This is a genomic window from Paenibacillus sp. GYB004 (assembly GCF_036577605.1).
Lineage (GTDB): Bacteria > Bacillota > Bacilli > Paenibacillales > NBRC-103111 > Paenibacillus_AB > Paenibacillus_AB oceani.
Map to the genome: position 1 here is coordinate 309197 of NZ_JARBDB010000047.1, position 17785 is coordinate 326981.

The 17785-nt window shown below is 54.6% G+C and carries 20 protein-coding genes and 1 pseudogene; 11 read left to right on the top strand and 10 right to left on the bottom strand.

Annotated elements, in window-relative coordinates:
- The first annotated feature begins 78 nt into the window (after nt 1–78).
- Both PV433_RS19980 and PV433_RS19985 read left to right on the top strand, forming a co-directional pair.
- Nucleotides 79–906 (top strand): sensor histidine kinase, encoded by an 828-nt coding sequence (locus PV433_RS19980; RefSeq protein ID WP_332073812.1) that lies wholly within the window; start codon nt 79–81, stop codon nt 904–906.
- A complete protein-coding gene (locus PV433_RS19985) occupies nt 903–1550 on the top strand; it encodes a response regulator transcription factor (protein ID WP_332073813.1) in 648 nt (215 codons plus the stop codon). Before PV433_RS19980 ends, PV433_RS19985 begins: the two co-directional genes overlap by 4 nt.
- A gap of 54 nt (nt 1551–1604) precedes the next feature.
- Here PV433_RS19985 and cydS read toward each other — a convergent pair whose 3' ends face one another.
- Genes cydS through PV433_RS20000 form a run of 3 tightly spaced genes read right to left on the bottom strand, consistent with a single transcriptional unit; the run spans nt 1605 to nt 4132 of the window.
- Nucleotides 1605–1730 (bottom strand): cytochrome bd oxidase small subunit CydS, encoded by a 126-nt coding sequence (gene cydS, locus PV433_RS19990; RefSeq protein WP_332073814.1) that lies wholly within the window; start codon nt 1728–1730, stop codon nt 1605–1607.
- 24 nt (nt 1731–1754) lie between these two features.
- Nucleotides 1755–2780 (bottom strand): cytochrome d ubiquinol oxidase subunit II, encoded by a 1026-nt coding sequence (locus PV433_RS19995; protein WP_332073815.1) that lies wholly within the window; start codon nt 2778–2780, stop codon nt 1755–1757.
- Nucleotides 2777–4132, bottom strand: a complete 1356-nt coding sequence (locus PV433_RS20000; protein WP_332073816.1) for a cytochrome ubiquinol oxidase subunit I — start codon at nt 4130–4132, stop codon at nt 2777–2779. The genes PV433_RS19995 and PV433_RS20000 overlap by 4 nt, the downstream gene beginning before the upstream one ends.
- Before the next feature lie 329 nt (nt 4133–4461).
- On the opposite strand from PV433_RS20000, the gene PV433_RS20005 reads away from it, so the two are divergent.
- Nucleotides 4462–5658 (top strand): chromate transporter, encoded by a 1197-nt coding sequence (locus PV433_RS20005; RefSeq protein ID WP_332073817.1) that lies wholly within the window; start codon nt 4462–4464, stop codon nt 5656–5658.
- Nucleotides 5659–5801: 143 nt separating this feature from the next.
- Here the strand turns inward: PV433_RS20005 and PV433_RS20010 are convergent.
- The 3 genes and pseudogenes from PV433_RS20010 to PV433_RS20020 all read right to left on the bottom strand — a co-directional run.
- Nucleotides 5802–5963 (bottom strand): annotated as a pseudogene (locus PV433_RS20010) (LD-carboxypeptidase); the annotation flags it as partial.
- Nucleotides 5964–5967: 4 nt separating this feature from the next.
- Entirely contained in the window at nt 5968–7053 is a 1086-nt protein-coding gene (locus tag PV433_RS20015) for a copper resistance D family protein (RefSeq protein WP_332073818.1), read from the bottom strand.
- A 41-nt stretch (nt 7054–7094) separates the two neighbouring features.
- Entirely contained in the window at nt 7095–7598 is a 504-nt protein-coding gene (locus tag PV433_RS20020; RefSeq protein WP_332073819.1) for a PCYCGC motif-containing (lipo)protein, read from the bottom strand.
- A gap of 202 nt (nt 7599–7800) precedes the next feature.
- On the opposite strand from PV433_RS20020, the gene PV433_RS20025 reads away from it, so the two are divergent.
- From PV433_RS20025 to PV433_RS20035, 3 genes are all read left to right on the top strand, one after another.
- On the top strand, nt 7801–8358 hold the full coding sequence (locus PV433_RS20025) for a copper resistance CopC family protein (protein WP_332073820.1): 558 nt from the start codon (nt 7801–7803) through the stop codon (nt 8356–8358).
- Nucleotides 8359–8531: 173 nt separating this feature from the next.
- Entirely contained in the window at nt 8532–8957 is a 426-nt protein-coding gene (locus tag PV433_RS20030) for an SRPBCC family protein (RefSeq protein WP_332074015.1), read from the top strand.
- 1 nt (nt 8958) lies between these two features.
- A complete protein-coding gene (locus PV433_RS20035; RefSeq protein ID WP_332073821.1) occupies nt 8959–9348 on the top strand; it encodes an ArsR/SmtB family transcription factor in 390 nt (129 codons plus the stop codon).
- A 20-nt stretch (nt 9349–9368) separates the two neighbouring features.
- Here the strand turns inward: PV433_RS20035 and PV433_RS20040 are convergent, their stop codons facing one another.
- From PV433_RS20040 to PV433_RS20050, 3 genes are all read right to left on the bottom strand, one after another.
- Nucleotides 9369–9905, bottom strand: coding sequence for a hypothetical protein (locus PV433_RS20040; RefSeq protein ID WP_332073822.1), 537 nt, complete (start codon nt 9903–9905; stop codon nt 9369–9371).
- A gap of 205 nt (nt 9906–10110) precedes the next feature.
- A complete protein-coding gene (locus tag PV433_RS20045; protein WP_332073823.1) occupies nt 10111–11334 on the bottom strand; it encodes a cation:proton antiporter in 1224 nt (407 codons plus the stop codon).
- Between the two features lie 3 nt (nt 11335–11337).
- Complete coding sequence (locus PV433_RS20050) at nt 11338–11835, bottom strand: cation:proton antiporter regulatory subunit (RefSeq protein ID WP_332074016.1); 498 nt, start codon at nt 11833–11835, stop codon at nt 11338–11340.
- Between the two features lie 423 nt (nt 11836–12258).
- Between PV433_RS20050 and PV433_RS20055 the strand changes: the two genes are divergently transcribed.
- The 4 genes from PV433_RS20055 to PV433_RS20070 all read left to right on the top strand — a co-directional run bounded on the left by PV433_RS20055 (nt 12259) and on the right by PV433_RS20070 (nt 14853).
- Complete coding sequence (locus PV433_RS20055) at nt 12259–13185, top strand: DMT family transporter (protein ID WP_332073824.1); 927 nt, start codon at nt 12259–12261, stop codon at nt 13183–13185.
- 65 nt (nt 13186–13250) lie between these two features.
- The gene (locus PV433_RS20060) at nt 13251–13826 is read left to right on the top strand and encodes a histidine phosphatase family protein (RefSeq protein WP_332073825.1); all 576 of its coding nucleotides are present in this window, start codon (nt 13251–13253) and stop codon (nt 13824–13826) included.
- Between the two features lie 12 nt (nt 13827–13838).
- Complete coding sequence (locus PV433_RS20065; RefSeq protein WP_332073826.1) at nt 13839–14333, top strand: GNAT family N-acetyltransferase; 495 nt, start codon at nt 13839–13841, stop codon at nt 14331–14333.
- Nucleotides 14334–14382: 49 nt separating this feature from the next.
- The gene (locus PV433_RS20070; protein ID WP_332073827.1) at nt 14383–14853 is read left to right on the top strand and encodes an SRPBCC family protein; all 471 of its coding nucleotides are present in this window, start codon (nt 14383–14385) and stop codon (nt 14851–14853) included.
- Nucleotides 14854–14906: 53 nt separating this feature from the next.
- Here PV433_RS20070 and PV433_RS20075 read toward each other — a convergent pair whose 3' ends face one another.
- Nucleotides 14907–17126 (bottom strand): heavy metal translocating P-type ATPase, encoded by a 2220-nt coding sequence (locus PV433_RS20075; protein WP_332073828.1) that lies wholly within the window; start codon nt 17124–17126, stop codon nt 14907–14909.
- Nucleotides 17127–17325: 199 nt separating this feature from the next.
- Between PV433_RS20075 and PV433_RS20080 the strand changes: the two genes are divergently transcribed.
- Complete coding sequence (locus PV433_RS20080) at nt 17326–17772, top strand: GNAT family N-acetyltransferase (protein WP_332073829.1); 447 nt, start codon at nt 17326–17328, stop codon at nt 17770–17772.
- Nucleotides 17773–17785: the final 13 nt, after the last annotated feature.

Genomic DNA, 17785 nt, shown 5'->3' on the forward strand with positions numbered 1-17785 from the left:
AGCTCCAAATAGTCATGCCCGGCGCGGAAGGCATGGCGGTTTACATTTAACGAATCCCTTCCAAGGAGAGACGGGCCTATGTCCTATAAGCAAATCAAATGGCTGATTCTGATTTTGCCTACCGTCACGATCGGGCTGTGGGAATATATCCGGCACCAGTTTCTGCTGCCGTATATTTCGATGGATCTGGGCAATCTGCTCGCTCCGGTGATCGTATTTCTGGTGACGATGATTTTCCTGACGCAGCTATTCTCGATGCTGGAGGATATGCAGGAGGAGCTGAAGGAAGCCCGCGCCGCCAAAGCTGCGCTCGAGGAACGCGAGAAAATCGCACGCGAGCTGCACGACGGGATCGCCCAGTCGCTGTTTCTGCTATCGGTCAAGGCGGATCAGCTCGACAAGCGTTACGCCGGGGAAGCCGCCGACATCCGGGGTTTCAAGCAGACGGTCTATGAAGTGAACGGGTACGTCCGGCAGGCGATCGCGAACTTGCGTTACCCGGCTGAATCGGATTCGCTCCCGTGGATGGATATGCTGAAGTCGCTGGCCGCGGATCTGACGATGAATACAGGGATCGGCGTCGAGTGGAGCTGGGAGCTGCCCGAGGACAGGCTGACGGCGAAGGAAAAGGTGGAGCTGTTCGCGTCCATACGCGAGGCGCTGCTGAACGTGCGCAAACATTCGAAGGCCGAACGGGTACGGATCGACGCTGCTGAACGTGGCGGGGGCTGGGTGTGCGCCGTCAGCGACGACGGCCAGGGATTCGAGGGAGATCCGCTGAGGCGCGATAACAAATTCGGGCTCAGCATGATGAAGGACCGCGCCGACGAGATGGGCTGGATTTTTGAGATCGTCAGGGAGCAGGGAGAGACGGTAGTCCGCATACGAAAGGGGGAAGATGGATGACTCAGCCGTTTCGGGTATTGATCGTAGACGACCATAAGCATGCCCGGGAAGGGATTCGAACGATTCTCGAACTGGACCCGGCTTTCGATATCGTGGCGGAAGCGCAAAACGGCCGGGAGGCGATGGAGCTGACCGACCGGTATATGCCGGATATGATCCTGATGGATATCCATATGCCGGAGATGGACGGCCTGGAGGCGACCAAGTGGATCAAGGACAAATACCCGTATATCAAAATCGTCATGGTGACCGTATCCGATGACATTACCCATCTGTTCGAGGCTTTAAAGAAAGGGGCGCAGGGGTATTTGCTGAAAAATCTGCATCCCGAGGAATGGCACCATTACTTGCGGGCGGTAGCGGTGGACGAAGCGCCGCTTAGCCGCGAGCTTGCACTGCGGATTTTGCACGAATTTTCCCAACGCAAAGAACCGGCAGCCGTTCAGACGCCGCTGACGGCGAGGGAGCAGGAGATTCTTGCCCTCGTCGCCAAAGGGATGTCGAACCGTGACATTGCCGGCAGACTGGACATCTCGGAGCATACGGTCAAAAACCATTTAAAAAACATTTTGCACAAGCTGCATCTGGACAACCGGGTACAGCTCGCGAGATATGCGTTCGAGAAAGGGATGATCAAGAAATAGAGGCCCGGCATTGCAAGGAGACGTTATTCCTGCAGCCGCAGCCGCGGTTGACGGTCAGCTCGCCGCCTCGTCATCCCCCGACTCGACCGTGACGTTCCCCCACGCCCCCCAGACGAACACGCCGGCGACGGCTGCCGCGACGACAAGCAGCGGGGCTCCCATTATGAGAAACGAGATCATACGGCAACGCTCCTTCCGTTACGTTTAATGCTTGCTTCGTTTGCCCTGGACGTACGACGCGTCGAACAGAAACAGCCGCAGCAGCAAATACAACGACGGTATCAGCAGCAGCAGTCCAAGGACGAATACCGTAATCAGCCCGGCTGCCATCGCGTCGCTCGTAACATGATCGTGGATCGTCAGGTACGGATACAAAATGTACGGCAAATGAGCCGCCCCATAGCCGAAAAAGGCGAAAGCGAATTGCAGCATGACGAACAGAAACGCCCAGCCGAGCCGGATTCTCCGTGCGACCAGCGTAACCGCGATTACGAAGCAGATCAAGGAAGCCGCGAACATCCACGACAGTGACAACATGTTCTCGTAATGCTCGTAGTTGTGGCTGCGTATGGCGAAGAAGACAAGCAAGCTGCTGAAGATCGTCGGCACGCTCCAGGCCAGGGCGTAGGTGCGGACAATCTCGAACGCTTGGCGGTCTCCGGCTTTATGGGCGTAGTAGCTGAGAAACATCGCGGAGATGTACAGCACGCTGACAAGTGCAAGCAGGACGACGGCCCATGAATAGGCGCTGCCGAACAATGCTGCGAACAGGAAACGGACTTCGCCGGTGCCGGTTACCTCGATGTATCCGCCCTCGGATATCGTAAGCACAGTGGACAGCGAGGCCGGAATCAGCAGTCCGCTGGCGCCGTACAGCAGCATATAGACCCGGTTGGAGCGGGAGCCGTACGTGCTGAACGCGTAATAGGAGCCGCGGATCGCCAGCAGCACGATCGCAATGCTTCCCGGAACGAGCAGAGCCGTACCGAAATAATAAGCCGTATCCGGGAAAAAGCCGACGATCCCGACAAAGAAAAAAACGAGAAAAACGTTGGTCACTTCCCATACCGGGGACAAATAACGTTCGATGACGTTGTGAATCAGATGGCGGGTACCGGTGACAGAGCTGTAATAGCTGAAAAATCCGGCTCCGAAATCGATGGAAGCGACGATCAAATAACCGTACAGAAATAGCCACAATACCGCAATGCCCAGCGTTTCGTAGCTCATACCGGATCGCCTCCCTCCATGCCGAGCGCACGCAGCTCGTCCTCCGCCCGGTTGGAGCGGAACATCCGGCTTAATACGCGGACCGTCGTGATGCCGAGCACGAGATATAATAGCGCAAATACGATCAGCATCGTATCGACGTGCCCGGACGTCGTGGCGCCTTCGGTGGTCCGCATAATCCCCCTCAATATCCAGGGCTGACGACCCACCTCGTTCAAGATCCAGCCGTGCTCGATCGCCAGCATCGCCACCGGCGCCGCGACGACGATCAGCGCCAGCAGCTTGCGGCTGCGATACAGACGCCCTTTCCCTCGCCACATGTACCAAAGAAACAGCAGTACGACAAGCGTCATGTAAGCGACGTACATCATTTTAATATCGAATATATAATGGGTCCACAGCGGAGGCTGCTCGTCCTTCGGAATGTCGTTCAATCCGGTTACTTCCGCACTCGGGATGCCGTGGGCCAATATGCTGAGCGCATAAGGGACGGTCAATCCGTACTTCACCTCGTTGTCGTCGCCCAGCACGCCGCCGAACAGCAGAGGCGCATGTCCGGTTGTCTCGAAATGCCACTCCATCGCCGCCAGCTTCTCCGGCTGGTAGTTCGCCAAATATTTGCCGGACAAATCGCCGATCAGGGCGGTGGACATCGTAAATACGGCCGCGCAGCCCATCGTCAGCTTTAATGCTTTTTTGTAATAAATGTGCCGGCGTCCTTTCATCAGTGACCAGGCCGCGATCGCAGCGAGCACGAAGGCACATGTGACGAAGGCGGAGGAGAGCACGTGCGCCACCTTGGTCGGCATTGCCGGGCTGAGCATGGCGGCGATCGGATGAACGCTCGTTATCGTACCGCCCTCCATCGTTAAGCCGACGGGGTAGTTCATAAAAGCGTTGACGATCGTAATAAACAAGGCGGAAGCCGACGAGCCGATGACGACCGGGACGAGCAGCCAGATATGAGCCGTTTTGCTCTTGAACCGGTCCCAGGTGTATAAGTATATGCCGAGGAAAATAGCTTCGAAGAAAAACGCGAACGTCTCCATAAACAGCGGCAGCGCAATCGATTGGCCTGCGACGCGCATAAAGCTCGGCCACAGCAGGCTGAGCTGCAAGCCGATGGCCGTTCCGGTAACGACGCCGACCGCCACCGTGATCACATACCCGCGGGCCCAGCGGCGGGCGAGCAGCAGGTAGTGCGGGTCGTTTCTGCGGATGCCGGTCCATTCCGCTAGCGCGATCAGCAGCGGGACGCCAACTCCCAAAGTGGCAAATAAAATATGAAAGCCGAGGGTAAGTGAGGTCAGCAGTCGGCTTAGCAGGACAGGATCGTAGATCGTTCCGGACATAACAATACTCCCTTCATTACTGCATCTTGAGCGTATTCAGGCGAACAGGTGGCGGGATAGCGAGAGCAGCATAAGTGCAGCGACAATAAGGCACAGGATGATTAGCCGCTTCTCTTGCTTGGCGATGCGCCGATCTTGATTGGAATCCGGCATGGAGAGCCTTCCTCTCTTGGAAGATATACGGGAACGAAACGTCTCTCCAGATTATTACCGGGAAGCGAAATCTTATGCATTCACAAGAAATTAACAATCGCCGGGATTGATGGGGTTCTTGGCGATCTTCTATAATGGAGTAAGGGAAGATTGGGAAACAAGCGGAGGCAGGATACATGGCAGGCAGCAGCAAGAGCGGCGCACGAAATTCGTGGCTGGAAGTATTAAAAGTGTCCTTGAAGCTGGGACTCACTTCATTCGGCGGCCCGGCCGCCCATTTAGGGTATTTTCATGGGGAATACATACGTAAACGGAAATGGATGGACGAACGCAGCTATGCGGACCTGGTCGCCTTATGCCAGTTTCTGCCCGGACCTGCAAGCAGTCAGGTAGGAATCGGAATCGGTACGGTCCGTGCAGGGCTCGTTGGCGGGATCGCCGCATGGATCGGCTTTACGATGCCGTCCGTTATCGCTTTGGCTTTGTTCGCGATGCTGCTCCAGTCGTTCGATCTGGCGAGCGAGGGCTGGATACACGGCTTGAAAATCGTAGCGGTAGCGATCGTCGCTCATGCAATAGCGGGGATGGGGCAAAAGCTGACGCCGGATCGCAGCAGAATCACGATTGCGGTAGCCGCTGCGGTCGTCACCCTGCTTGTTCCGAATGCAGCCGGTCAAACGATCGTGCTGCTGCTGGCTGCCGCGTGCGGCTGGATCTGGTTCCGCCGGCAGGCGGAAGCGGATGTACCGGTTCTGGACGTTCCGGTAAGCCGGCGAACGGCTGTCGTCTGCCTGGTCCTTTTCTTCGGACTGCTTGTTGCGCTTCCGCTGCTTCGGGGATGGATCTCCTCACACTGGCTGGCCGTCTTTGACAGCTATTACCGGTCCGGGTCTCTCGTATTCGGAGGCGGGCATGTCGTTCTCCCTCTCCTGGAGAAAGAGACGGTGGCCGCGGGCTGGGTGTCGAAGGAAGCGTTTCTTGCCGGTTACGGGGCAACACAGGCTGTGCCGGGTCCGCTGTTTACGTTCGCTTCTTATTTAGGGGCTATCGACGGGGGGTGGATCGGGGCGGCGGTTGCAACGTTCGCGATATTCCTTCCAGCGTATTTGCTTGTCACCGGAACGCTTCCGTTCTGGAATGTGATGCGGACAAGTCCCGCGCTGCAGGGAGTACTCGCCGGAGTGAACGCTGCGGTCGTCGGGCTGCTGCTGGCGGCCTTGTATGACCCGCTCTGGACGTCGGCGATCGGCTCGGCCGCCGATTTCGCGCTGGCCGCGGTTCTGTATACGATGCTCGCTTATTGGAGAGTTCCGCCATGGATCGTTGTCGTAACAGGGGCACTGGGCGGGATTGGACTGGCTGTGCTGCAATAACTGGTAAAAAAACGATGGGGTTGTCCCAAAGGTGTCAATGTCAGCATGACTTGGGAACGTCCCGCTGTACAAACAAAAAGGCCCCAAATTCCACTGTAAGGTGGAGGCTGAGGTCCTTTTTGGGTGGGATACCTGTCTGGCAATTAAGGCTTAAACGTTTGTCTAACTATCCCTTTACCGTCTTTTACTTCTACTTTGGCATAAGCTCCGTTTATGAACGTAATCTGAGGCGGCACATGACCGCAATCGATATCGTAAACGACCGGAACCTGCAATTCGTTTGCCAGATCGTCATAAACATCCTTCGTCCTATCGGATCGAAAACATGACAGCCAAATAAGCTGTTACGGTAAACGAGACGCCGAAGCATACGGCCGCCCATGGCGAGTTGCGTTTCCCCGACCGGAAAATGAAATACAAAAACAATAGCGATAAAGCGGCCAAGCCGATCCCCAGCGGCTGGAAGCCGAGCCCCACTTGCATGTCGACGCTGACGCCATCGCCGTGAATCATGCGGAACAACGCGGAAGGAACGGGAAGCTCGGGATTTTCCGGGTCGTCGTGCGGCGGTCTTTGCATGCCCATAAACGCCGTAGCGGCAAAGACGAGCAGGAGGATGACGCTTTCCGCTCGAACCCATTTGCGCGGATCGAAGATCGGGTTCGTACGGACTTTGCGTTTGAACCAGAAGCCGTTCAAAATCCCGAACGCTACGACCGGGACGATCAGCAGATGTTTGATCAGCATCGCCTGGCCGTACGAGACGACCCAGCTATTCGTATAGTCGGGCACAATAAAGGCCATCATGACGAATCCCGCGCCGACAATGACGAGCACACTGATGATCGCCAGCGGATGGAACCAGCGTAAAAATTCGCCCCAGCGGGCGGTGCCGTGAGCGAACCATCCTGCCGCGAGCAGCAGTCCGATCCAGACGCTCGCCGCCGTCAAGTGAAACGATTGGGCGAGAAAGCCCCACGACTCAGATTGTCCGGCGGCGTGGCTGGCCCATCCGTAAGAAAACAGCAGCCCGAGCGTCAATAAAGCCGCCGCCGCGTTCGCCAGAGGATAACGGGCCGGATCGCGGAACGACAGCAGCGCAAGAAACAGCGTGCACAAAATAAACATCCAGACCCACGCTTTGCCGAATTCCAGATCGAGCAGCACGTCGTCGAAAATCTCCCAGAACGGCCCGGCGAATTGAGTCAGAAAGATCGTGTTTTTGATGACCGGCACAAACGATAATACCGCAATCCCGATCACCGCATTGAACAAAAGAGAGCCCGGTATTCGGATATCGGGCTTGGCAGAGAGGGGAACGAAGTTCAGCAGGATCGCTCCGCAAACCAGGGCGAAGCATATGTACAGCAGCGTTTCCGAGATGTATACGATCATAGTCGGTTTTCACTCCAATGGATAGAGACGGCTGTTTGCCGTCAGCTTGGCATAGGTGTCGGGGTCGGTTTGGCATATCCCTTCTGGTACGTCTCGTCGATGATCTGCCGGATTTCCTTAACGGACTTGCCTTGCTCCTTCAACTGATACGATGTGACGGCAATCTGCATACAGACGCCGCAGCGCGTTCCGTGGTCGTCCCATACGACCGAGCCGTCGCTGTTGATTTCCTGGATAAAGCAGTCCTCGTTGCTTTTGTGACCGACGCTTTCGCCGCAGCCGCAGTAACACGGCATCGACCGCAGCACATCGGCAGCCTGCGCCGCTACCCGGTAAGCAATCCGGATCTCCTCGCGCTGCTTGTCCAGAAAGGAAGGAAGCTGCTGAAGCGAAGCGGTTTTCTCCTGAATATCCCCGGATACGACCTTGCTGTGATCGTGACCGTCGTGCTCTCCGGCCGATGACGGCTTGCCCCCGCCGCCGCAAGCGGCCGTGACGAACAGGGATGCGGCGGCGATCAGAACGCCGATAGTTCGTTTCTTCATCCTGCACCTCGTTATTAGTAAGGAATGAGTTAGGAATCGTACAACTCTCATCATATCATACAAATGATATCTGATCGTATGCTCATATGACAAAAGTTCGAAAAGTTGTCCATCCTTTGCAGAGGGGAAACCAGCCTGTTTTGGTATACTGGGAACGTATTCCCGGATCAACCGGGGAAAAGAATCGATGAGGAAGGAACAAATGAAGATGAAACAAACGATGAGCCTATTCGCCCTGCTTGTCCTGCTGCTTGTGCCGTCTGCGGTGTATGCCCATACGGGGCTCCAATCGTCCTCTCCGGCGAACGGGGCGACGGTAACCGAGCCTCTGAACGAAATCAGGATGGTGTTTAACACCGAGATCGGGTCGCTAAGCTCATTCGAGCTGCGTGCCGCGGATGGGACGTCCATCAAAATTGCCGACCGTAAAGTGGACGGGTCCACGATGAGCGGGAAGCCGGAAGGCGTCTTGACCGACGGAGAATATTCGGTCGTTTGGAAAATCGTAGGCAGAGACGGTCATCCGGTCGAAAATAAATTCGCGTTTACGATGAAAGCTTCCGGACAAAATCAAGCCCAGCAGCCGCCGGCACAATCTCCTAGTTCCGCCGATCCGGTAAAGCAGCCTGGAACGGCCGCACCTCCGGAGAAGGCGGACGGTCCCGTGTTGGTGATGGGAGCCGTAATCGTGCTTGTAGCGGTCATCCTGATCGCTGTACTCGTTATCTTCAAGATGAAAAAGGGGAGCGGACGGACTTGAGTCTGGCGGCTCCCCGGCTTTGCCGGCCATCTTGTCCGGCAAAGTTCATGTACGTTTGACACGAAACCAAACGGTGTCGTATAATCAAATGCGAAACCAAAAGGTTTCGTATCGGAACGCCAAGTTTGTCTGATCCAAGCCAAATAAACGATTTATCCAGGAGGAATCGAATGATGAGTGATCTTACACCGGAATCCATCTCCGACATTCGCAAAACGCTGGTGTTGAACGCGCCGATCGCCAAAGTATGGGACGCCGTGGCCACAGCCGAAGGAATCGCGGCCTGGTTTATGCCTAACGATTTTAAGCCGGAGATGGGGTACGAATTTCATTTGGAGGCCGGTCCTTTCGGCCGTTCGCCATGCAAAGTGACGGAGATCGACCCGCCGAACCGGCTGACGTTCCATTGGGGCGAACAATGGTCGGTTACGTTCGAACTGGCCGACCAAGGAGACAAAACCGAGTTCACGCTCGTTCACTCCGGATGGGATCTAAACAAAGTAACCGAATTCGGCGAAGCTCATACGATTGTGCGCGACCGGATGAACAACGGCTGGACGGGCATTGTGCAGAAGCTCGGTGCTTACGTCGGGTCCTGAGATGACCGGTACTTCGCCGAAGCATGATGTGTTCCAGGCGATTGCCGATCCGACGCGACGCAGACTGCTACATTTGCTGGTAGATCAGGAGATGCCGGTTACCGTAATCAGCGGCCATTTTCCGATGTCCCGGACTGCGGTGTCGAAGCATCTGCGCGTATTATCGGATGCCGGGCTCGTCAAGGAGAGGAAGGTCGGGCGGGAGACCCGCTACAGGATGGAGCCCGAGCCGCTCCTCGAACTGAAGCGGTGGCTGGCCTTTTATGACCGGTTCTGGGATAACAGGTTATCCATACTGAAACATCTGGTCGAAGCGGATGGCGTGAACGAACTGGGCACTGCGGTCAAGCCGGTCAAACCTCAGGCTGTGGACCCGTTATCGTCGGATTGAACGGACAATGGAGCTTATTTTCATTTGGCGCGCTTTATCTGTCTTCGGGTTATTCGTTTCCGGCAGCCGCATCCTGCCATTATGCCGGCAACGCCTTTCGCCAGATAGGGGGCGGGAGCGGCCGGCTTTAATCCGGGCAGACGGAACGTGCCGATGATTTTCGGAACATCGTCGTTAACCATTCTTCTCATCAAGCGGATCGGACGTCCGAATTTTACGTAGTCGTAATCGGATTTATCTTTGTTGAGAAATTCATCCGGAAGCTCGCCGGGCGTGCTGTAGGCAAACAGCCGGCCGCTCCGTTCCCCGATCAAAATAAACGGGGAACTGTCATAGCCTTGCCTAATCCATTCCCGGCGGGACATCTTGAAGACGGAGATTGTCAATACGTCGCCATACGTTTTGCCCCGGTACTTGAAGAGAAAGCGAACGTCGTATTCGGTTTCCCCGCCGCTTCTTGATCTGTCGATTACGGTATACGGTCTCCACCAGCCGGGTATACGAACCGTGAAGCCATACCGGGGATCCTTATAAAGATAATCGAGTTTCGGTTTCATCGAGAGTTTTCTCCTGTCTGTCCGACAAGCGGGCGAGCTCGTTCGGAGCTTGAATTGTTCTTCCAACAGGATATGCGGCAGCAGCGGATCGGTTCGTCGGCAGGAAGAGCGGCGTTGCCGCTGCGCAAAAAGAAGAGCTCTGATTCCGTCCGGGCAGGACGGAGCCGGAGCTCCTCTTCGGTTTGGCGAGGCGAAAACAGCGGGATTACCCGGTGTCTTTCTGTTTTTCTTTATTCTCGCGTTTGAAGCGTGTTTTTAATTTTTGATACAGCAGGTAGATCGATTTCGATTCTTTCGTCAATAAAGGTCCTAATACAGCAAGTATTAGCACATATAATACGGCGAAGGATTGGATGGCCGGCATCAGTCCTCCGGCTTTTCCAATATTAGCCATTATGATCGAAAATTCACCCCGGGATACGAGCGTAAAGCCGACGTTCAGCGATGCGCGCGGGGAAACGCCGGATAGACGTCCGGCAATCGCTCCTGCGAGCAGGTTGCCGATGATCGTCAGGACGACGGCGATTAATGCCATGCCGACTGCACCGCCCAGCGTTGCCGGCTCGATAGTCAGTCCGAATCCGAAGAAAAAGACGGCGCCGAAAAAATCGCGGAAAGGCAATACGTGATGTTCGATCCGCTTCACATGGGCGGATTCTCCGAGCACCAGTCCGATCATTAACGCTCCGATCGCTTCCGCTACATGGAGCGTCTCCGAGAAACCGGCCACGAGAAACAGCATCGTCATCACCATGAGCAGAAATAGCTCGGAGGATTGGATATTAAGCGCAATATCAAGATATTTGATCACTTTTCTTCCTATGATCAAAAAGACGACGATAAACAGGAGGGCCGATAAGGAGATCAGCACGACTCCGCCGAGCGAGGTCGCCCCGCTCAAGACCAGACCGGTCAGGATGGAAATATGGACGGCTATGAACAAATCGTCAAACATGATCATGCCCATGATCAATTCCGTCTCCGGATTGGCCGTTCGCTTCAAATCAACGAGCACCTTGGCGACGATGGCGGTGGAAGAGCTTGTCATAATCCCGCAGACGACCAGCGTTTCCTTAAGTGGCAAATCCATCATCCAGCCAAGCAGAAGGCCGGATACGAAGTTCAGCCCGACATAAAAGGAACCGCCGACGAGAATCGCTTTGCCGGACTTGAGCAGCCGGGCGACGGAAAATTCAAGCCCCAAATAAAACAGCAAAAATAAAATACCGAGACGCCCCATGAAATCGATAAACATCGAGCTCTCGATAAATCTCAGGTCGATAATCCAAAAATGCGGTGCGTGCGGGCCGACGGCCATCCCGACCAGAATATAAAAGGGGATGACGGAAAAGCGCAGCTTGGTGGATATGAATCCGACAAGTGTGATCAGGGCAACGGCAAGACCCACTTCGAAAATAAGCATATCCATACGTTACAAGCTCCCGTTCAATAGCAGCTGCTTAAGTTCCTTTAAATGCATCCGTTCCCCGGCTACGACCAAGGTCGATCCGGCTGCAAACATATACTCCGGCCCGGGATTCATACATTTTTGATGATTTTTCTCAATGACGGCGATGATCGTTGCCCCTGTTCTCCGCCGAATATCCAATTCCCCGATCCGCTTCCCGATACATAACGACAACGGCTCGATCCGTACCCATTCGATCAGCAGGCCGTCCAGCATCATTTCCTGCGTTTCCAACTGTTTCGGCTTGTAGGTAATTCCGGATAAGATCCCGGACACCGTCCGTGCCTCCTCATCATCAAGCGTAATCATCGATGTGACCTCGTCGGGGTCGTCCGGATTCAAGTGATACAGTTCGCGACGGTCGTCATTATGAATAACGATAACGAGCTTGTCGCCGCTGCGGGTATCCAGGCAAAATTTACGGCCGATCCCCGGCAAGTCCGATTCTCTAATGTTCAAGATGCGCCCCTCCTTTCCTGATTGCTGGAGAAGCGGTACATCTCGTGATGGAAACTATGGGTCATTGTACGAAACGCCTCCTATGCAAGTTTTGTGAACAACAGCTGCGCAACTGCTTGAGTACTCCAAGACAATCTCCTCCTTGAGATGTTGTACGAATAGACCTCCCGGAAGAGGTCTACTTCAAATCTTACCAGACGACAGAAATAAGTCCAGTACTTAGCGGCAGTTTATTGCTGATGTCACCAGAATGTAAGATGTCCCGTTGATCATCCAAATTATACGTTCAAGCAAGCGAAAGTGGAGATGACGGATGAAGCTGTTACAAGCGATAGAGATAATGAACCGGCAGGGCGGTTGGATCAAGGTAATCTCATGCGGAGGGATGGAGTGCCCATTCCGGACAAGCTTTGCTATAATGGGACAATGAGCAAGTCCAGAATCGAGGTGCAAAGCTTGGGTTACGTCTTTTTGCTGCTGGCTACACTGTCCTGGAGCTTTGTCGGCGTATTGGTCAAAACCGCTTCCGGGATGGTGGACAGCACGACGATTACATTTTTGCGTTTCGCACTCGGGGTCGTATTTCTCGGGATATTTATACTTGTGAAGCAGCACAAGCTGCCGATGCGATTCGATTTCAGATGGATCTGGATTGCGGCGATCGGCAAGAGCTGCAATTACTTTTTTGAAAACTTGGGGCTTTCGCTCGGGTATTCGTACGGCAATATTCTCGTCGTTCCCGTCCAGACGATCATACTGCTGGCCATTTCCATGATCGTGTTCAAGGAACGGCTCACGGTGCGGGGCTGGATCGCGGCCGCCCTGTGCCTGACGGGAGTGCTGTGCATCAGTTGGAACGGCAAACCGCTTTCCGGGCTGCTCGGCGACAGCGGTTCGCTGATTACTATCTTGTTTGTCGTCTCGGCAGTCGGTTCGGCGTTTCACGTATTGGGCCAAAAAAAACTGACTGCCCGTATGGATTCCGGCGAAATGAACTTCTCGATATTCGTCGTATGCTCCGTGCTTATGACCGTCCCGCTGCCGATGCAGGCGGAGATGACCGGAGAGTTCACACTCGCTCCGATCGCGGCTTTGCTGGCGCTGGGTCTCATTACCGGGATGAGCTTCTACTGGTTCTCCCAAGCGCTGCGTCTCGTCTCGTTCCCGATTGCGATCATCGTCAGCAATACGGCGGTCTTGTTCGGCATCTTGTGGTCCGGTATCATACGCCACGATCCGATTACGGTATACATTATCGCCGGAGCGGCCGTCTTCACCGTAGGTCTGGTCGTACTGAACTGGCCTGCGCGAAAGCCCGCTGTCGTGCGCTCCGGGAAAGAAGCGGCGTTGTAAAACGCTGAGTTACTACTAACTATAGAAGAAAGAATACCATTTCTTGTAGGATGGAGGGTGACGGTATGGAGGATCGAAATACCATTTTATATTTTGTCAGGCACGCGCAATCGATATACGTCGAGGGCAGCGAGCGGACGCGGGGATTGACGGAGCAGGGAAGGCTCGATGCGGAGCGGGTCAAGGATCTATTGACCGGCGAGCAGCCGGATGTATTCGTGTCGAGCCCTTATAAGAGAGCGGTCGAGACGATTCTCCCATTGGCGAAGGCATGCAACTGCGAGATTAATCTTGAGGAAGACCTGCGCGAACGTACGCTGTCGGCAACGGATATGGGCCAGGACCGTTTTTTCGAGGCGAAGCGGACCGTGTTCGAGCAGCAGGACTTTGCCTACCCCGGCGGCGAATCGAGTAGCGAGGCACGGCGTCGGGCGAGTCCCGTTATCGCGGATTTGCTGAAGCGGCATGCGGGCAAACGAATCGTGATCGGCACGCATGGCGACATTATGACTTTAATGATGCAGACGTACGATCCGTCCTGCGATTTCGAGTTTTGGCAAAACACGACAATGCCGGACATTTACAGGCTTGAATTTGACGGGCAAGGTGAGCTGATCGGGAAAAGAAGATTATGGAGCTGAGGAGGTCTGACATTGATCCGATTATGTACGATGGACGATGCGGCGACGATTTATGAGATCATTAATGATGCCGCGTCAGCCTATAAAGGGACGATCCCGGAGGACCGGTATCGGGAGCCGTATATGCCGGTGGAGGAACTGGAGGCGGAAATCGCGGACGGCGTCTTGTTTTGGGGTGTCGAGCGGAACGAAAGCTTAGTCGGTGTGATGGGCATTCAGGACAAGGGAGAGGTGGCGTTAATCCGCCATGCTTATGTCCGCACGACCGAGCGGAACGGCGGGATCGGTACCCGGCTGCTATCGCACTTGATGGGCCAGACGGAGAAGCCAGTGCTGATCGGAACTTGGGAAGCGGCGGAGTGGGCGATCCGGTTTTATCAGAAAAACGGATTTGCGCTCGTGTCTCCGGCAGAGAAACGAATCCTGCTTCAGCGGTTCTGGAACGTGCCGGAACGGCAAGTCGAGACGTCTGTCGTTCTGTGCGACAGCCGGTGGAGCTCGAATTGAGCATCGAAATACTATCATATATCATGCTTTATATCGGACCGGAGGAATTATGCCAATCGTTCATGTGGAGATTGTAGTGCGCAGCGACATGGAAAGCTGCTTCGATGCTTCAAGGGATATCGGCTTGCATACGAAAACGGTATGGAAACATACGCGGGAACAAGCGATAGCAGGTGTGACGTCCGGGCTGATCGGCTGCGGTGAGACCGTAACGTTCGAGGCGACGCACTTCGGCATCCAGCAGCGGTTAACTTCGAAGATCGTAGAATTCGATCGGCCGTACCGGTTCGTTGACCAGATGCAAAAGGGAGCGTTTGCTTATCTTCGGCATACCCACGATTTTATAGAGCATCCGGAAGGAACGCTGATGAAGGATACGCTGGAATTTCATTCTCCGTACGGTATCATCGGAAAGTGTTTCAATTTCGTCGTACTGGAGCGGTACATGACCAAGTTTCTCGCGGATCGGAGCCGCTGTTTAAAGGAACAGATCGAGTCGGGCTTGTGGCGGCGGAGCTGACTACATAAAACCCTCCGAGAATCGTATGCCCGGAGGGTTCGAATGAAGAGCCGTTAGCTAAGCTGCTTCTGTCTGGTTTGGAGCAGAATCGTTAAGCTGACGAGAGTTACGAATATCGTCGCTCCCATATCGGACAAGATGGCGATCCAAAGCGTCAGCCAGCCGGGTATGGTGAGCAGAATCGCCAGCAGCTTCAAGCCGAGCGAGACGGAGATGTTGAACTTGATAACCCGGTTCACTTTTTTAGAAATGCGGATCGCTTCGGGCAGCTTACACAAATGGTCCTGCATCAGGACGATGTCCGCCGTCTCGATCGCGCTGTCTGTCCCTTTCCCCATAGCGATGCCAAGCTGGGCGGCGGCCAGAGCCGGAGCGTCGTTCATGCCGTCCCCGATCATCGCTACGCGGCCGTGCTGTTCAAGCTCCTTGATCTTTCCCACCTTATCCTCCGGGAGGAGGTTGCTGTAGTAACTGCAGACGCCTACGGCAGCCGCCACCTTCTCAGCCGTTTTCCGGTGATCTCCGGTTAGCATGACGGTTTCGCGGATGCCGGCCCGGTGAAGGGCGGCGATCGTATGGCGGCTTTCCTCGCGAACCTTGTCGGCGATTCCGAATATACCCAGAATTTGATCCGCATCCGCCACCAGCACGAGGGTAAGTCCTTCGTTTTTTAACTCCTCGATCGAAGCGCGTATGGGGTCGTTTAGTGTAACATGATCGATCGCTTTTTCGCTGCCGATCCAGTATGCCGTTCCTTCGACCTTTGCGGTTAAGCCTTTTCCGGTCTGATTTTGCATCTCCTCGGCATCGGGCGGCACCATGCTTAATCGATCCAGTTCCTTCATGATGGCTTTGGCCAGAGGATGGGATGACGATTTCTCCATGGCCCCCGCAACCCGGTAAAACCGTTCCTCGTCGTATACGACCGTACGCTGCACATGCGGCTCGCCTTTCGTAAGCGTACCGGTTTTGTCGAAGGCGAGGATGTCGATTTTGCCGAGCTGCTCCAAAAACACGCCGCCTTTGACGAGAATACCGTTCCGTGCGTTCCGCGCAATCCCCGAGATGATCGCAATCGGCGAAGACAAGATCAACGCACACGGGCAACCGACGATTAGTACGGCCAAGCCCTGGTACAGCCATTTTCCCCAGTCGCCCCCGAGCATCAGGGGAGGGACGACGATCACAAGTGCGGCGATGATCATAATAAGCGGTGTATAGATTTTGGCGAATTTGTTAATGAACAGCTCTGTTGGAGTTTTCGTCTCCTGCGCCTCTTCGACCAAATGCAATATTTTCGCAAGCGACGAATCGCTGTAAGGTTTGTCAATGCGAACCCGCAGGACGCCGTCGTTATTGAGACTGCCTCCGAATACGAACTCGCCGGCCGTTTTCTCGATCGGCATCGATTCTCCGGTAATCGCCGCTTCGTTGACAGAGCTTCTTCCTTCCGCAATCGTCCCGTCGGACGGAATTTTCTCGCCGGGTTTTACCAGAACGATATCGCCCACCGCCAGCGCCTCGATCGGGATGACCGTTTCTACGCCGTTGACCACTTTGACGGCTTCCTTGGGAGCGACTTGCAGCAGCGTTTCCATCGTCCGCCGGGCTTTCTCCATGCCCATGCCTTCGAGCAGCTCGTTCAACCCGAAGAGAATGGCTACCAGGGTAGCTTCCTTCCATTCGCCGATTGAAACCGCTCCGATTAAGGCTACCGTCATTAACGTGTCGATATCGAACCGGAGCCGGAACAAATTTTTCAAGCCGCGCATAAACGTGGTATACCCGCTCAAAACGGTTGCGAGCAAATACATACCGATCAAATACGGTTCGCCGATCTGTCCGCCGAGCAGCAGGGCGGCCGCATACAAAGCGCCCGATGTGATCAACAGCCCCCAAATTCGCGAATGGGACCCGCCATGCGAATGGTCGTGCCCGTGCGAATGATCGTGATCATGATGATCATGCCCGCGCGAATGATCGTGGCTGTGATCGTGACCATGGGAGTGATCGTGCCCGTGACTATGCAAATGTCCACCGGCTGCGTGATTTTGATCGTGTTTATGCGGTCTGGGCTGCGGCCTGATCAAGGCGGCGCCGTCCGTTTTTAATATTTGTTCGACCTTGGCGAGATCGATTTGCGGATGAAGCGTAAGTTTGCCGGAGTTGTAGCTAAGCTTGGCATCGCTGCCGTGCTCCAGCCGCCGGATTTCATCCTCGAGTCTTTGGGCGCAGCCCCCGCAGGAAAGTCCCTTTACTTTGTACTCGGCCATGACGAAACCTTCTTTCCGATAACATATGATTATATGTTCATATGATATGTCGCATTTCGTTTTTTGTCAAACCTATATTTCCCACAATGCGGCAATACTAATTGATTAAAAACGTTGTTTCTGTTGCGATGCCCAAAAAATGTATAATAGGATGAATACCAGAAGAAACAGGGAACTGAACACTGATGGAGGAATAAAAGTGGGAGACGAAGCAGATCGCGATACGGGATTCAGCATAACAGATGATTATAACGACGAGGATTACGACTATGTAGCGGAGAGTTTGTACGAGTATAACGTCAGGGAGACCGGAGGGCTGCTGAAGAAGCCGGCTCATGACATTCATCTGTTTTTGCGGGACGAGTCCGGGCGGGTGGCCGGAGGGATTTTTTGTGAAACATTTTCTTACTGCATGTACATCGACGTTTTTTGGATCGACGAGTTATACCGGAGTCAAGGTTGCGGCAAGAGGCTGCTGCTCGAAGCGGAGAGAGCCGGCAAGGCGATGGGCTGCCTGTTTTCGCACACGTCCACCTTTTCGTATCAGGCGCCTGAATTTTACAAACGGATGGGATATGAGGTGTTCGGCGTGTTGGACGAGTACCCGGACGGGATCAAGCAATTTTTTCTGAAAAAACGGTTATAGGTACGGCTGCGGC

Bases quoted from the DNA above. Each gene is read 5' to 3' on its own strand.
- PV433_RS19980 (WP_332073812.1), top strand. From the start codon at position 79: ATGTCCTATAAGCAAATCAAATGGCTGATTCTGATTTTGCCTACCGTC.
- PV433_RS19985 (WP_332073813.1), top strand. From the start codon at position 903: ATGACTCAGCCGTTTCGGGTATTGATCGTAGACGACCATAAGCATGCC.
- cydS (WP_332073814.1), bottom strand. From the start codon at position 1,730: ATGATCTCGTTTCTCATAATGGGAGCCCCGCTGCTTGTCGTCGCGGCA.
- PV433_RS19995 (WP_332073815.1), bottom strand. From the start codon at position 2,780: ATGAGCTACGAAACGCTGGGCATTGCGGTATTGTGGCTATTTCTGTAC.
- PV433_RS20000 (WP_332073816.1), bottom strand. From the start codon at position 4,132: ATGTCCGGAACGATCTACGATCCTGTCCTGCTAAGCCGACTGCTGACC.
- PV433_RS20005 (WP_332073817.1), top strand. From the start codon at position 4,462: ATGGCAGGCAGCAGCAAGAGCGGCGCACGAAATTCGTGGCTGGAAGTA.
- PV433_RS20015 (WP_332073818.1), bottom strand. From the start codon at position 7,053: ATGATCGTATACATCTCGGAAACGCTGCTGTACATATGCTTCGCCCTG.
- PV433_RS20020 (WP_332073819.1), bottom strand. From the start codon at position 7,598: ATGAAGAAACGAACTATCGGCGTTCTGATCGCCGCCGCATCCCTGTTC.
- PV433_RS20025 (WP_332073820.1), top strand. From the start codon at position 7,801: ATGAAGATGAAACAAACGATGAGCCTATTCGCCCTGCTTGTCCTGCTG.
- PV433_RS20030 (WP_332074015.1), top strand. From the start codon at position 8,532: ATGAGTGATCTTACACCGGAATCCATCTCCGACATTCGCAAAACGCTG.
- PV433_RS20035 (WP_332073821.1), top strand. From the start codon at position 8,959: ATGACCGGTACTTCGCCGAAGCATGATGTGTTCCAGGCGATTGCCGAT.
- PV433_RS20040 (WP_332073822.1), bottom strand. From the start codon at position 9,905: ATGAAACCGAAACTCGATTATCTTTATAAGGATCCCCGGTATGGCTTC.
- PV433_RS20045 (WP_332073823.1), bottom strand. From the start codon at position 11,334: ATGGATATGCTTATTTTCGAAGTGGGTCTTGCCGTTGCCCTGATCACA.
- PV433_RS20055 (WP_332073824.1), top strand. From the start codon at position 12,259: ATGAGCAAGTCCAGAATCGAGGTGCAAAGCTTGGGTTACGTCTTTTTG.
- PV433_RS20060 (WP_332073825.1), top strand. From the start codon at position 13,251: ATGGAGGATCGAAATACCATTTTATATTTTGTCAGGCACGCGCAATCG.
- PV433_RS20070 (WP_332073827.1), top strand. From the start codon at position 14,383: ATGCCAATCGTTCATGTGGAGATTGTAGTGCGCAGCGACATGGAAAGC.
- PV433_RS20075 (WP_332073828.1), bottom strand. From the start codon at position 17,126: ATGGCCGAGTACAAAGTAAAGGGACTTTCCTGCGGGGGCTGCGCCCAA.